11 protein-coding genes and 2 pseudogenes are annotated in these 13,796 nt (G+C 48.9%); 4 read left to right on the top strand and 9 right to left on the bottom strand.

Annotated features, from left to right (window positions below; translation table 11 throughout):
- Positions 1-78 precede the first annotated feature (78 nt).
- The 8 genes and pseudogenes from ACW9IR_RS14740 to ACW9IR_RS14705 all read right to left on the bottom strand — a co-directional run.
- Positions 79-1,041, bottom strand: a pseudogene (locus tag ACW9IR_RS14740) (DUF4113 domain-containing protein); the annotation flags it as partial.
- 299 nt (positions 1,042-1,340) lie between these two features.
- Positions 1,341-2,453, bottom strand: coding sequence for an AlbA family DNA-binding domain-containing protein (locus tag ACW9IR_RS14735; protein WP_457463866.1), 1,113 nt, complete (start codon positions 2,451-2,453; stop codon positions 1,341-1,343).
- Positions 2,454-2,807: 354 nt separating this feature from the next.
- Positions 2,808-3,188: a hypothetical protein gene (locus ACW9IR_RS14730; RefSeq protein ID WP_457463864.1), complete on the bottom strand. Its 381-nt coding sequence runs from the start codon at positions 3,186-3,188 to the stop codon at positions 2,808-2,810.
- 116 nt (positions 3,189-3,304) lie between these two features.
- Positions 3,305-3,691, bottom strand: a complete 387-nt coding sequence (locus ACW9IR_RS14725) for a hypothetical protein (protein WP_457463862.1) — start codon at positions 3,689-3,691, stop codon at positions 3,305-3,307.
- A 98-nt stretch (positions 3,692-3,789) separates the two neighbouring features.
- The gene (locus tag ACW9IR_RS14720; protein WP_457463860.1) at positions 3,790-4,299 is read right to left on the bottom strand and encodes a hypothetical protein; all 510 of its coding nucleotides are present in this window, start codon (positions 4,297-4,299) and stop codon (positions 3,790-3,792) included.
- A gap of 22 nt (positions 4,300-4,321) precedes the next feature.
- Positions 4,322-4,786, bottom strand: coding sequence for a hypothetical protein (locus tag ACW9IR_RS14715; RefSeq protein WP_457463858.1), 465 nt, complete (start codon positions 4,784-4,786; stop codon positions 4,322-4,324).
- Between the two features lie 51 nt (positions 4,787-4,837).
- Complete coding sequence (locus tag ACW9IR_RS14710) at positions 4,838-6,028, bottom strand: Fic family protein (protein WP_185710990.1); 1,191 nt, start codon at positions 6,026-6,028, stop codon at positions 4,838-4,840.
- A 261-nt stretch (positions 6,029-6,289) separates the two neighbouring features.
- Positions 6,290-6,723: pseudogene (locus ACW9IR_RS14705) on the bottom strand (site-specific integrase); the annotation flags it as partial.
- An 822-nt stretch (positions 6,724-7,545) separates the two neighbouring features.
- On the opposite strand from ACW9IR_RS14705, the gene ACW9IR_RS14700 reads away from it, so the two are divergent.
- From ACW9IR_RS14700 to ACW9IR_RS14685, 4 genes are all read left to right on the top strand, one after another.
- Complete coding sequence (locus tag ACW9IR_RS14700; RefSeq protein WP_457463856.1) at positions 7,546-7,761, top strand: hypothetical protein; 216 nt, start codon at positions 7,546-7,548, stop codon at positions 7,759-7,761.
- 269 nt (positions 7,762-8,030) lie between these two features.
- Entirely contained in the window at positions 8,031-9,605 is a 1,575-nt protein-coding gene (locus ACW9IR_RS14695; protein ID WP_457463854.1) for a hypothetical protein, read from the top strand.
- A gap of 372 nt (positions 9,606-9,977) precedes the next feature.
- Entirely contained in the window at positions 9,978-10,964 is a 987-nt protein-coding gene (locus tag ACW9IR_RS14690) for a hypothetical protein (RefSeq protein WP_457463852.1), read from the top strand.
- Positions 10,965-10,986: 22 nt separating this feature from the next.
- On the top strand, positions 10,987-12,816 hold the full coding sequence (locus tag ACW9IR_RS14685) for a P-loop NTPase fold protein (RefSeq protein WP_457463850.1): 1,830 nt from the start codon (positions 10,987-10,989) through the stop codon (positions 12,814-12,816).
- Between the two features lie 9 nt (positions 12,817-12,825).
- Here ACW9IR_RS14685 and ACW9IR_RS14680 read toward each other — a convergent pair.
- Positions 12,826-13,796, bottom strand: a 971-nt coding sequence (locus tag ACW9IR_RS14680; protein ID WP_457463848.1) for a hypothetical protein, incomplete at its 5' end; no start/stop codon positions are given.

The following is a 13,796-nucleotide window of genomic DNA, read 5'->3' as shown; positions in this document are numbered from 1 at the left end:
TTCACGTTCCCTGTTCTTTTTGTAGAGACATTGACGAAAACTAACCATTTATAGCTCATATCTGGCTGATTGCTATCATTAACTGCATGTCACTAACCAAAGCTGATCGAGTCTGGTTGTATAGCTTTGGCTCATCATTTCCCGCCGCATACCCCAATCTGGGTTGCTCGGCACACTCGCGGACCGGAGCGTCCCCCTACCCCACCGTCCATTGATCTCGTCCAACACCGCCATCACCCTTTTTGCCTCAGTGGGCTGAGAAATGGCGAACAGATCATCCGTGTATTCACCCGGGTGGCATAGATTCAGCAATAGGACTTCCGCCTTGCTGTAACTGAATCCAGGACGGAATACGCGATCAAGTGCATCGACCGCTGCCGTCGTTAACAGCCGAACGTCATCCGTTGGGTACGGTAGATCGATCACTACACCGTTTGCGTATTTAGCCTCATCGGGGTTGAACATGCCGGTGCGGATGCTCACTCGAATCTTCTTGCATAGCGACCGCTGTGCTCGCAGCTTTTCCGATGCCCGCATGTAGGTTGCCACTGCCTCCTTGATCGGCGGCAGCTCCTTCAGTCTTTTGCCGAACATCCGGCTACAGCAAATCTCCTGCTTTGGCGGATCCGGCTCGTCCAGCTCCAGACACGGCGTGCCGGCCAGCTCCCGAGCAGTTTTCTCTATCACCACGCTAAAGTTTTTTCTCAACGTCCACGGGTCGGCCTTGGCCAGATCCATGGCCGTCTTGATCCCCATGCCATCCAAGTGCACTTTCATGCGCCGGCCTACTCCCCAGACCTCAGCGACATCCGTGTTGCGAAGCACCCAGTCGCGCTTGATTGGGTCGCAGATGTTCACGACGCCACCGGTTTGCGCCTGCAGGCGCTTGGCAGTGTGGTTGGCCAGCTTGGCTAAAGTTTTGGTGTGAGCGATGCCGACACCGACCGGGATGCCCGTGCAGCGCAGCACCTGGCTGCGAATCTTGCGGCCGAGGGCGTCTAGGCCATTAATGCCGGTAAGGTCGACGAAGGCTTCGTCGACCTAAAGGAAAGATGTCAACCCATGGACATGAGTGAAACCCGCGCCGACTCTCGTTTCCCGCTGAATACACCATGGCCATGGACATCCCCCTGTGAAGGGCTTTCGGAGTCTAATTTGTCCATACCGAAATCTGCTGTTGACCGCGGACAGCACAGCTCGTTGCCTAGTGGAATCATTCGTGACAGGCAGCTATCGGCCAAAAGCGTTCACTCCGTCTCCCTTACGAAACCGGGGAGTCTCAGTCACCGGTTTCGGGTACACCGGGCGGCCCTACACGTCCTTTTTCCTATGCTCTTGGCTTAGCATTGAGCAATGCTTCGCAGCTCACTAAAACCTAGCCTATGAGCATGCGCTGTGACGGCAACGGGAATTGAATAGGAAATAGGCACACTGAGCTCATCAGCATGTACCCGCACCAAAATTGACGTGAGGTCCGCGGGAGGAGTTATCAAAAAAACGTCGCTGCTCAAAACCTCTTCGCCTGCATGGATTTTCCCGAAATTAAACACAGCGGTTGTCCGATCAAAATCTTCCTGGACGTCGAAATGAGCATGCGCCGGATTGATAACATTCGGTACGGTGAGGTTAAATTCGGTACTCGGCAGTTCGGCCGTCTCGGATACCAATCGGAGCGTCCCTGCAGGTTCAAATCCGAGGTGAACTCTCACACTGTTTGCCGGTGCATTCCCTTTGTTTGCTACTCGAACACGAAATCCAAATGCGCCCGTTTTCTCCTGTTCGTGTACCGCCAGCTCCCGATAAAACTGTCTGTTGTTCATGACAGATTGATTCACTACATAGCCGTGTGCTGGAGCCTTGTAGTCGGGATAGTCCTCGAGCAGCAGATGTTTGTATTCGAACTGAAACCCATTATTGAGCGTCGACTGATCGTCGAGCCTAAACATATCGATGCTGAGCTGCGGATTGCCTGCCGCCATTCTCTGAGCATCGATTGCGCCCATTTTTGCGATCTGTTCCGGATCCGCAATTGTTGTTGACGAGCCACGGCGGACGTATACGGCGTTCTGATCAACATTCCCAAATTTTTTCTTGGCAAATATCGGGCGCTCCTGCACCTCGATTGTGTAAAGTCCGAGAGACTGGTTTCTGTAGGTGACGGGTCTGTAGGAGAAAACTATAGGTCGGTTCGTTTTGGTGTTTATGAGCTCTTGAAGCCTGGAATCATCGGGATGGCGGTCTACAGGAAAAATTGACTGATCTTTGTTATCTACCCCGATCAAGATATATGCCGGTTCAGACCGCCAGGTATTGCAGAACGCAAGGATATCTTTGAGCAGCTCGCTTTTGGGGATGGGATCAGCCCCGTCAGTTATGTACCCCTGCCTTTTGTAGTCCAAGGTGATGCCTTCGCCGGTATAAAGCAGCCGTTCAATCAAATCTTCATCGGTCATTGCAGCACCATGTTGAAAAAATCAGAGATCCCCCACATTCCCTATCGGCGAGGGAGCTTCTTCGTCACAAAGTAACCAGTGGACTTTTCATACGTCACATCCTTACAGGATGGGCACTCGATTTCAGTGCTCGTGGGCCTGTCAAAGCCGTCACCATTGTTTTCAACAATCTCAAACTTTTCGCCACATTTTTCACATTTTTTTGTACGCATAATTTCGTCTACTCTCAGACTATTTTCCGATATCTGATCACGGGGAAGCTGCTTCGAGCGTCAGCTACGTTTGGGAAAACCGCCCTGTTCCTGCTGCCAAAGCCCGCGACGGCAGGCTGACGGTGCAGCTGATGTTCCGTGGTTAACGCCTTTCTCCTGATCTAGCAGAAAAAAACCAGGCTAAACCGATCAGTAAGACCGAGAGAATCGTTGCCAGCGCATGTAGCAGAGAGGCGAACCAGAAAATTGGCGCACCATTGCTATGCCAATCGGTAATCAGAAGCTCCGTAATCACAGATTTTGGTTGGCAAGCTGCAAGCGCGTTATTGAATGCCTCCGCACCTAGTGCTCTCATGCTCTGGAGATCGCCCCTAGGGCATGCGGTGAACGAAGGAAGAGTTGTTTCAAACTTCGTTACATAGCCGTCAAAGGGAAAGTGAAGCAACATCACCAAGATCGACGCAGCAAGTGTTACAAGCAAAGCAACCCGCTGGTGTGTATTAATAGCAGAAGTTCTTTGCATAGCGTTTTCCTTTGTTTCAAAGCTGCATTGGCAAAGCGTTCAGTGACTGTCCCGGCCAGCTTGATTGGGAAATGAACGCTTTCCAGTGCAGCCCCAAGAGGATGGCCAGATTCCCATCAGCTTTTGATTCTTTCAAAACAAACCACTTTCAGATCCCGCAAGGCGTAAAAATGGGCCTGGTTCTCCAGAACAGCTTTTCGGACTGCTCGGATAGCAGAGCTTCTTGAAACGCGAAAGCAGAGCCAGCAAAGAAAGGCGCCGATCAAGCCCCACCACCAAGCCATCAGAAACGCCATAGCAACACCCGCAATAAGCGCAAACGGCGCGGCGATGCCAAAAATCGGACCAAGCGCCCCTGTCTTAAGCCCGTTGGAAGCTGCGCGTAGTGCTAGACCACGATCCACGTACAACCCCAATTCACCTCTGTCGTATGCTTGAACTGTATCCGCCCACGACATTGAGTTTGCCCCCGACCGCTCACCGAATAGGTTTCTTTCACTCATCCGACATTCCTTCGTTTTGGCGGACGCGAAATTGGGCGTCCCTTTGCTGCCTCGGCCCAGCGGTTTGACGGCTGATCCGGAGCGTTGCTGGTCTTTTCCTATGCGTCCGCAATTTCGGCTCGCATGATGGCTATCTTCGGTATTAGTCGCTTACGAATTCCATCAATCAATTCGGTTATCTGTTCACATTCCTCTTTCGTAAAACGCCAGAATGGTGCACCACGCAAATCGGTGAGCGCCCTAGAATCTATGCGCCAAGGCTGGACTTTATGGTGCTTGCTGTCCGAATGTGCATACACCTCATGGCGAAGCCCCATCATCCGCTTATGCAGAGCTGTCGCGCCGTGATCTTCTGGCAAAAAACCTGCTGGAAGACTCGGCCACCCGTAGCTTTTGGTGAATGCCCTCGCATAGCTAACAACAAGTGCCATCACAAATGCGGATTGCTGAATGTAGATAGAACCACGCCGCTCCCAAGGCGCAGAGTGCCAACCTTTTTTCAGTAGATGTTGAGCGTATTGGCGTGCGATGCCCAAATCTTCGGCGGCAACATAGAGACGCTCATACAGCCTCTGCTTTTCTTCATTCATGGCCGATGCAATGTCCAAGCCATTTCCCCAACTACACTACTTAGACGTACTCTTGAGCCTCAGCCCAATCGAGCAGTTCGTCGAGACTCGACAGCGACTCTTTAGCATCATCGAGGCCTTGTTCTGCCGCCAAAAGCAAGTACTTCTTCGAGTTTCGCAGGGTATTCCGACCCGACTCTGACAGCCTGCCACCCCCGGCTCTGATATCAGCGGAAGCGACGTTCATCAAGTGTTTGGCTAAGTTGTATTGGGTGTCCGCATCGCCCTGATTGGCGGCCATTTTGGAGTACCTGACAAAAAATTCGGTCAGGTCTTTCAAAATCACGTCGTTGGTCTCTCGTTCCATCATGTCCAGATAGAACTGGGATAAAAAAATCTGACAAATGTGGTTGCCCTTGTCTGCCTCAGACCTCAGTACCTGACCAGCTTTGGCATTGTCCTCGGTCGTCAAGAGTTCCTGAATATCGGCAACCGTTCTAATTTTTCTTCTGAAAAACCCAAACATGTCAACTCCCTTTTAATTTTCCCTATCATTCCGAAGGTGTTCCAGCCCCCCCTACCAAAGGTAGGGGAACAGGAACTCGATTGAGTGCCGCGAAAGGTTCAGGGATACCGGCTTGCGTCCGTCGAGGATGATCAAACCCTCCTTTGCCATCTGGCTCAACAGACCCCGGGTGGTGCGCTCCCCAACGCCAAGGCTGGCCTGCAGCTCGGCACGTGGCTGGTCGCCCATATGGAGCAAGGTTTTGTAAACGTCCCTGGCCTCGATCCGGAGCTCTGGCAGTGCATTGCCCTTGCCATCTGAAAGCGCGCCGCGACTGCGCATCTCGAAGTACACATCGATCCGCTCGCCCAGCTTTTCCGGATCAAGCTGCGCGCTGAAGTACTGAACCTGGTCCAGCGCAGTCTCGGTGAAGTACCGGGTCCAGCGCATCAAACCGCTATCCGACAAGATGCCGCGACCGTCCTGGTCGCCTTTCCGAGGGTGGTCGGCTGCATTGAGCATGTCGTAATACACCGTGGTGTTTCTGGCGAAGCCGCGGCTCATCGACCACAACCCATAGCCGCCAAAACCAGAGGCCTTCAGGTACTGGTCGGTGAACAGACGCCCTGTGCGGCCGTTTCCGTCCATGAAGGGGTGGATCCACATCAGCCGATGGTGCGCTGCAGCGGCTGCGAGGAAACGCGACAGCCCGTGAATCCGATCCAGTCGGTAAACTCGCTCGAATTGGCCAAGGTGGGCCTGCATCTGCTCAGCGGTCGGGGCGATATGTTGGCCAACCTTGACGCCGTACTCGCGGAAAACGCCGGGAACCATACGGATGATGTCGCCTTGTTCGTTAACTTGGATATCCAGCATTTCCTCTGGCACACCGACGTAGAACTCGCGGTGCAGGCGCGAGATGGTGTCCCGAGTGCAGACATCGACCGGGTCGATCGGGTCGTCCGTGAGGCGGCGCTGCGCTTCAATGTGGCGCTTGATCTCCAAGAAGTCCTCGCTGACTTTGACCTCCTGGGGCGCGTCTGCAACCTGTTCGGCGCGCAGAATGTCAGCCGGTACTGTGGAGTTACCCTCGATCTTGTTGCTGTAGTACGAATTCACCACACGCAGTAGGTTGGTCATCGGCACGCGCAGCGGGCGCGGGATCTTGCCGTGGAGTTCCGCATCAAGGCGCATGACCTTGACGATCTGATCCTGTAGCTCTTCGGAAGCCTTGTCTTGGGGAATATATGGCGTGAATGACATTTGCCGTTTACCTACCTTGCGCTATGCCCTATAAATAAAGGCCCAAATCAATTTTACGGCGATTATTTTGCCGGTTCGCTTGCCGGTATTGTAACACTGACTTTTTAAGCATTAGGAACAATTAACAGCCTTAAGTGCGCCCTCAAAAGCCCACCTGATTACGTCCTGATCTACGTTCACACAGGGCCCATTAGCGCAGCTATACGTCGCGAGTTAAGTCGATCCATCAAAATAATCGATTACCAAATTGCTGCACACACACACACACACCAAGTGCGAGAGATCATTGCCAACCGTCTGCGCCTGAACGCCGCGCCCTCTTTACTCATCCGCTATTGTGCGAACTCCACCAGCTTCTGACTGGTCAGCGCCGAGTCTTCGAGGTCACCCAACCAGGTAGCCTTGATCGCGTTGAGTGTTGCGTTCTTTGCCTTACCCAGTGGCCGGATCTTTTCGTACTCATCCAGGTATTGCTCGACCATCTTTCTGACCGTCACACCCTTGCGGTTTGCTCGCTCAATTGCACCTGGCTCGGCCAGCTCCGTCTCACGCCGCTTGATCCATGCCTGGGCGACCTGCTTGCGGTCGAAGGTTTGGCTTTCCTGATAAACTGTGCTCCCATCCCGATTGATCCGTATCTGCGCCGTGTAGGCCGTCGAGTTGTCCTTGCGCTTGCGTGATGTGATCGTGCCCATTTCCAGTTGCTACATTGCCGAATTCACTTGCTACATTGTAGCAACCGACTTCGAAAACGAGGAAAAATGGGTAAAAACCGTTGTATAAAAGATCAGTACCAATGAATTTCGAAAAACCTGAAGCGCCCGTAAATACTAGCCCGTCCTGCTCCGAGCCGTCTCGACGCTTCAGTGTGGCCCCCATGATGGATCGGACTGACACTTCTTTTACCTCCCGCAAATAAAGGGACGAACACCCCGCCGCCAGCCCGTGTACCAGTTGCGTACCAGTTCTGTTTTCCTCCCTCCTACTCCCATGCCTTCTGCCGAATGCGTTAGCAATTTTTAAGCAGCGGTTCTCGGCTCCAATCCTGGCACTGTCTATCGTCGGCAAGGGTGAGCCTTTGTGAGAGTTAAAACCGCGTGCATGAAAGGCCAGCAAACCTCCCCGTCTTCGCTTACCCCGTTTTCATGTTGACCCCTGGGAAAAAGGTAATATTGGTAATTTCCTTTTTTATTGACGATAAAACCCAATAGAATCAATAGGTTATACGACTTATTCAAAAGTAATAAAAAGGTAATAGATGAGTTAGAAAATTACCCTTAGGCGTAGTAATTTCATGTCCCTACGAAAGCCTTTAAAATCAATCACTTAGAAAAATATTACCTCTTCCCTTACCTAATATTACCTTCAAAGGTAATACGTTGAAGCCACGTCCTATAAGGGCTGCAGCCATTTTTTCGCATCTGCTTACCAAAATTACCTTTTTCCCAGCCCCGAACTGAAATCAGCTCCCTCAGGTGCCCTGCTATGCTTCCTGCTTTCCGAATGGAGTCGAATGCATGGCCAGCGAATATTCTCTAACCGTCGTTCTCGATAAAATGTACGAAAATCAGCTCGGCCTCGAAGCTGCGCTGATGGAATTGGTGCTGCTCGTCGAGCAGCAGGGACATGAGACCGTTGGTGAGAATGCCCGGGTGGCACTTGAGCGAATTGGTGAAAATGCAGGGTTTATAAATCAAGGCTTAGCACGATTGAGAAACCTGGAAAAAGATTAGCTGGTGGCCGCTTTCTTGTTTGCTAATAAAGGCGAGTGGTTAGCGTTCCACGCGACAAACTCTATTTACCAAAGATACCTGCTTTTAGATAGCGATAGTTGTATGTGCAGATCATATAAAGTAAATTCAATTATGTAACCAACAATGGAACAAAGCGTACCAATTCAATAGTTGGCTAAAGCATTAAAAGAGCAGCGGCGTGCTAACAAGCATAAATCCAACACCAAAATGTCGACAGTACCTATGTGCTACATCGGAGACAGATCGAAATGCCAAGATTCTCCATAGCAGACAGCTTTAGAAATTTTAAGGACACAGTATTTTTTTTAAAGTTCAAAGAATGGAAAACTCAGAAGATCCGACTAGTGCTCTGGCGCGCTCACTGGTTATTTCCCAATATCATTCCACGCTCTTCAAAATCTGACACGGATTACTATCAAAGTAACGACATCGAAAGCAATCTTAAGTGTTCACTCCCTGAGGGGGAGGAATTGCGCGTTCAAGTTGTATGGGGAGCTGAGGTCTATGGACCATCCGAAACAGGCCACCTCTGCGAAACTCTATCTCGATGGGGATGGAGTGCTGGCGGCGGGGGAGTTAAACGTGATAATGCGGCTGAGTGGATCTATCGGCAGCGCCTATATGGATTAGGAGGCTGGTATAACGTAGGAATAGTTACAAATCCTAAAGATAGAGGCAAATATTTTCTACCGACAAATGAACTAGCAATTCCGAACGACGTAAAATATTTGATAGTAGAAGTTTTTCAAGTTACACCAGCTTTAACTTGTGTAGTTATCGGATTTGCACTCAAGGAAAAATCATCCAGGATTTACGAATCTGAATTGAACAAAAAGAGAATTGGACGGTTTGAGCGAGCGCCTAGGTGGGGCGTTATGAGGATATCGCCTTCAGAAATTAAAAGGCGTGCTATCGAAAGCGCAAGAGCAGAGGTTCGCAATTTCGCACAGTCGTGGTTTCGCACACAACTACCCGGATATTTTTGCAAAACTGATATCCAACGCTTACCCACAGCAGAACTACTCACGACGCTAGCCGACCCGCTATTTCCTGATGATGGAACAAGGTTTACGGCAGGCGAAAGCTGGAGAGACACTATCGCGCGGTCTTCAAGATATGATGTATGGAATGGCCCCGAGGGCATAAACTTTACAAGTGATGACGATGGAGTTCGCGGCGATAAGTTTCATCTGATTGTATCAATGTGCAAATCCAAGATCACGGATGAAGCAATACAATATAGAGGAAAACGATCTGATTCAGCTTACATCTCCTACTGTGGAGAGTTAGTAACGGGAATAATTAGCAACTATGCGAGCGTCGGTTTCTTAACGGAAGCTCTAAAAGATTTAAGGCTAAGTCGGGCGTCCTTGGAGATCCAAAAGGTAGGCCGGAGAAAAGGACTAAAAACACTGGAGAACATCCAGGCATTCTTTGATCGTTCATTAGGCACACCTGCGATTGCTGCCGAACTTAAAACCCGCTCGGAGTTTTTGGGGAACTTTCAACATGACTGCACTAAGTTTACTGCACCAAATTGGCGAAAAGGAGATGCAGACCGCACAATAGCAGAGGAGCTCTGTACTCACACCAAAAATCTTTCAAGCCAAGTCATCAATGAAGAGCACTCTTTGCGAGAACATTTCGAACAACTCTCAAGCATTATTAGTGTTCGGGAAAGCATTAAGGCTCAACAAAGAATGGAAGCTCTAACAATCAGCGCTTTAGTAGTCGCACTTATTTCTTTGGCGACCGCTGTTATTCAGAATCAAGAAGGTCTTAATTTCATCAAGAATCTTTCAAATAGAATATTTGGAATTTAACTCACCTTTTATTCCTTAAATTATTATTTTCAGAAGCAGTACTAATGAGGACGTCGTAGGATCACCGAGCGTCCATTTTTGACCGTTTCAGCTAATCAGGTATTAGTTTTTTGACAACATGTGAAAATCGCTGAGCGCTATAAAACTCAAGTGAGCCGGGCTTTTGCGTCGATTTGATCCCCCTCTCGACAGACGCCAACAATCTTCGGATGCGAGCTATTGAGTAAATGAAAACTTGATAAATCGAATATTTTAAGACGACGCACCTCTGTAAACAGGGCCTCTGGAGGTTGGCTACTCACTTCACCTGACCTCCACGCTCAACGACGCTGTTTCACTGTTTTGCAAAACCTTTCACTCCTTGAAATCCGGATGTTGCTCGGCTTCCCCGCAGAGGGCTTGGTCGAAGGTCTGATTTGTAACGCCGTTGCATTTGCACAAAAAAAGGATACGAAGCCCGCCGGCGGGAGGGGGATAAGTGCTTTTCTGCAGAGCATTTTTTTCCGTAATACGTTTACGGTGCGCATTTCAACGTGGTATGTGCTCAGGGATCTTATACTGAGAAAAATCCTGAGCGCGCCCGATATGACCAACCTTCAACAGTACGACAAAACTTTTCACTTCAATAACGCTAAAGCGCTCATAGAAGCCGGAGGAATACAGTCGCTACGTTATGCTTGCTTAGAAATGAGAATGTTGATAGAGGCTCACGTTTATCAGCGTCTACTTCGTGAAGCAGACGAACTTCCGCGAAGTATTATCAACACCTGGCAACCATACAAAGCCGTACGCCTGCATTGTGAGTTCGATAAATACGCTGACATGGATATGCGCTTAGAAATAACGGACCCTGAAGGAAACAAATTGGACGACATAAACTATCACAACTTAAAAAAGGGAGATTTGACCAAAATCTACAACTCGCTTGGTGGTTATCTGCATTTACCCATGCCAGAAAAGATAGACAGCTATGTCATTGATGCTGATGCGGTACGGGCAATGCTGGATAAATTAGAGCGAATTATAAAAGGGAATTTAATAATCTATAAAGTTAATTACGAGTCCTTTGAGTGTAAAGGATGCGGAAAAGGTATAATCTTTACAAAACACTACCTAGATACACATGATTCTATCTCCTGTCAAAACCCTGATTGCGACCTAGAATATTCTATCCAAAAGGACAAACAACCTTTTGAACTCAGCCTCGAATACCGTGGATTCGCTTGCCATGTATGCAAAAACGAGATCCCCATACCGCTGAATAAGATTGCTGACGGCTATGCCTTTCAATGCAGCACCTGCTTGACTAATTTTAAATTCGAGCTTCAAATTAGAACTGAAACCCCTTTCCCAGATTAATTAAATATCAGGCAGATGAACCATGGACCAAAATATAGGTACAAAAGAAGCTCTGACAAGATACGTTAACTTCGTTCAGCCACCATATTATGCAATTTTGTTGACTGGCGCATGGGGCGCTGGAAAAACTTTCTTCATCAAGAAATTCCTAAAGGAAGTTTTCCCCGCCGAGAAAAAATATATTTACGTGAGTCTTTATGGAGTTGCTAACGCAAGAGATATTCACGCCGCCATATTCCGTGAGTCATATCCAGCACTTAGTGGAAAAGCGGCTAAATTGGTAGGCGGCCTAAGCAAATCCATATTAAGTTTCTGGCAGGTTTCTAATGATTTAAAAATGGAAGACTTAATAAAGGTGCCAAGCCCAGACCTATATATATTTGATGACATGGAACGCTGTCAAATGGCACATGAAGAAGTACTCGGCTACATTAACGAGTTCGTTGAACACGAAGGAGCTAAAGTTATATTGATTGCTAATGAGGCTGAAATTAACGAAGGGACTGACTACAAACGAAAGCGAGAAAAATTAATTGGCAAAACATTTGAAGTATTCCCCGACTTCAATGGTGCAATCGACACCTTTTACTCCGGCATAGGTTCAGACTCTACACGAGAAATGCTTAAATCAAACAAGCTCGAAATTCAAAGAATATACAGACTTTCAGAACTGAATAACCTGCGAATTTTACAGCAAGCGCTTTGGGACTTCGAACTGGTTTACGAGGCAATCGCTGAGGAACACAAAAAAAATGATTCTGCGATGGTTCAATTGTTACAACTTATCCTATCATTTTCATTCGAGATCAGATCTGGACGCCTCGACCGATCCGATTTATTAATGTTACCGGGATTAATGCTCGGCGAAGACAATTGGATCAATGAGGGTGAAAGTAATCCATTCGAAAGGATTAAAAATTCCATTGCCAGATATGAACACTTGGTTGCTGGGGACTTGTTAAGCGCAAACACACTTGTGGATGTGCTGGTTAGCGGCATGATTGACAAGAAAATTATCAGAAGCAATTTAGATAACAGCCCATTATTCGCGAGGATAACTGAAAAATCTTGGAGACTGGTTTGGCATGCGAGCCAAATTGATGACGAAAAATTTTTTGAAGCATTGCGAGATATGGATGAGCGGTTTGACCTAAGGAAATATCATGATGTGCCTGAGATGCTGCATGTTTTTGCGCTAAAGTTATGGCTATCTAGAGAAGGAATTATAGAGACCACAATCGAAAACGTTGTTATCGAAATAAAAAATTACGTTAACGATATATACTCTGACTTCTTAGCTCCATTGTACAAATCTAAAGATTTTTATGCGTATAACGAATCGAGCGATGGTTTGGGATACATCGGGCGAGACACACCTGAATTTTTAGAGGTGAGCCAATTTTTAAGCGAGCAACGGTTGCGAAAAGGGATTGATTGCTACCCTGAATTTGCGGAAAAAGCCATTGCTTTGCTAGAAAATAACCTACGGGGCTTTCATGAGTTACTTACAGGCGATACAGAAGATATCCCTTACTCAAAAATTCCATTTCTTCAGGCACTGGATTGCATTAAGTTTGTTGACCATCTAGTAGCCGTTAATCCGCGAAATCAAGATCAAGTATGCACGTCGATCTGCCTGAGATACAGACAGAGAAGACTGTCTCAAAAATTAAGCGAAGAAACAGAGTGGTTCATAGGTATCATTAAGGAACTACAATCAAGGCTCGCAATCGCAACTGTGCTTCAGCGAGTAAGACTCAGACGCTTGCTGTATGGTTATTTTAAACCCACGCTCGAAGACTATCCTGAACTTAAAGATCGTATAGTCTTTGAAAAGGAGTCAGAAGAGTAAATATAAAAATTAGCTCAAAGTGACGAGCCGGGTCTTTATTAATGATTCGTTTGCGTGCGTCGCGTTCTTGCTGAAATCTGCTGCGTTGTTAGGTGGTGGGGTCGGGCCGTGAGCGTGGACAGCCAGTTGTGCGTTCATTTCCTGCAGAAGGTTTAAAATGTCACAGACGACTTCAAACAGATTCACATCTTTAGAACCAATCCAGTTTTTCGGCGCCTGCACCCGATGGCTGATTCCCGTCACACTAAGACGCAAGCCTTCAATCCGTTCATGCATATCGCCTCCCACCGTCGCGTTGTGCTTCTGTCCCACAACTAAGTTCAGATCACGACCGGTCGCTTGGTGCAGATCGTCGACCGCAGCCAAGCTCGCGGATCCGCCCGACATCAGCTTGAGCGCGCCCAGCGCCTCGATCTTTTTCACCCCACCCACCGATTCGGTCGAATGGTCATCGATCGTCTGCGTGTGGCTCTGGAACTGCTCGCGGTTGTCCAACGCTTCCACTTCGCGCTCGATCGCCTGATCACGGATCTTTCCATCGGTTTGGCGTAGCCAGTTGCCGTCGGCGTCGACGCGCTGCTGAGCGGCTTCGCTGTGCTGCCACACCTGATCACCTTTCGGCACCTTGGGCATGCTCAGGCCGTGCGGCAAGATCGATTGAATGTAGGGTTTGTTCGGCAGACCGTAAGCGAAGCACACCACGACCCGCGTGCCCTCCTCCGGAAAGGCATATATGCCCATTTCCTCGCCACCGGTGGGCAGCGGTAAAGGAACGCCACTGAGCGGCGGCATGGCCGGATCTGGCTCGTCATCCGGACCGAGTACTACAATGTCCACGGCGTAGCGCGGACGGAAGTCGTCGCACAGTCCGGCGTCCGCCGGCGCGTCGGCCACGGCGGTAACCCGGGCAAAGCGCGGCAGGTGATAACCACCGGTGAGTTCGGGGAATTGGCGCTCTACAGCGCGGCGGATTGCGTCGT

The sequence above is a fragment of the Pseudomonas sp. SDT291_1_S447 genome, from assembly GCF_054070155.1.
The sequence above is the reverse complement of the archived record's forward strand: the minus strand, read 5'-3'. Positions and strand labels throughout refer to the sequence as shown.

Excerpts from the sequence above, each read along its gene's own strand:
- ACW9IR_RS14690 (WP_457463852.1), top strand. The coding sequence starts at position 9,978 with ATGTTGCTCGGCTTCCCCGCAGAGGGCTTGGTCGAAGGTCTGATTTGT.
- ACW9IR_RS14695 (WP_457463854.1), top strand. The coding sequence starts at position 8,031 with ATGCCAAGATTCTCCATAGCAGACAGCTTTAGAAATTTTAAGGACACA.
- ACW9IR_RS14715 (WP_457463858.1), bottom strand. The coding sequence starts at position 4,786 with ATGTTTGGGTTTTTCAGAAGAAAAATTAGAACGGTTGCCGATATTCAG.
- ACW9IR_RS14735 (WP_457463866.1), bottom strand. The coding sequence starts at position 2,453 with ATGACCGATGAAGATTTGATTGAACGGCTGCTTTATACCGGCGAAGGC.
- ACW9IR_RS14700 (WP_457463856.1), top strand. The coding sequence starts at position 7,546 with ATGGCCAGCGAATATTCTCTAACCGTCGTTCTCGATAAAATGTACGAA.
- ACW9IR_RS14710 (WP_185710990.1), bottom strand. The coding sequence starts at position 6,028 with ATGTCATTCACGCCATATATTCCCCAAGACAAGGCTTCCGAAGAGCTA.
- ACW9IR_RS14725 (WP_457463862.1), bottom strand. The coding sequence starts at position 3,691 with ATGAGTGAAAGAAACCTATTCGGTGAGCGGTCGGGGGCAAACTCAATG.
- ACW9IR_RS14730 (WP_457463864.1), bottom strand. The coding sequence starts at position 3,188 with ATGCAAAGAACTTCTGCTATTAATACACACCAGCGGGTTGCTTTGCTT.
- ACW9IR_RS14685 (WP_457463850.1), top strand. The coding sequence starts at position 10,987 with ATGGACCAAAATATAGGTACAAAAGAAGCTCTGACAAGATACGTTAAC.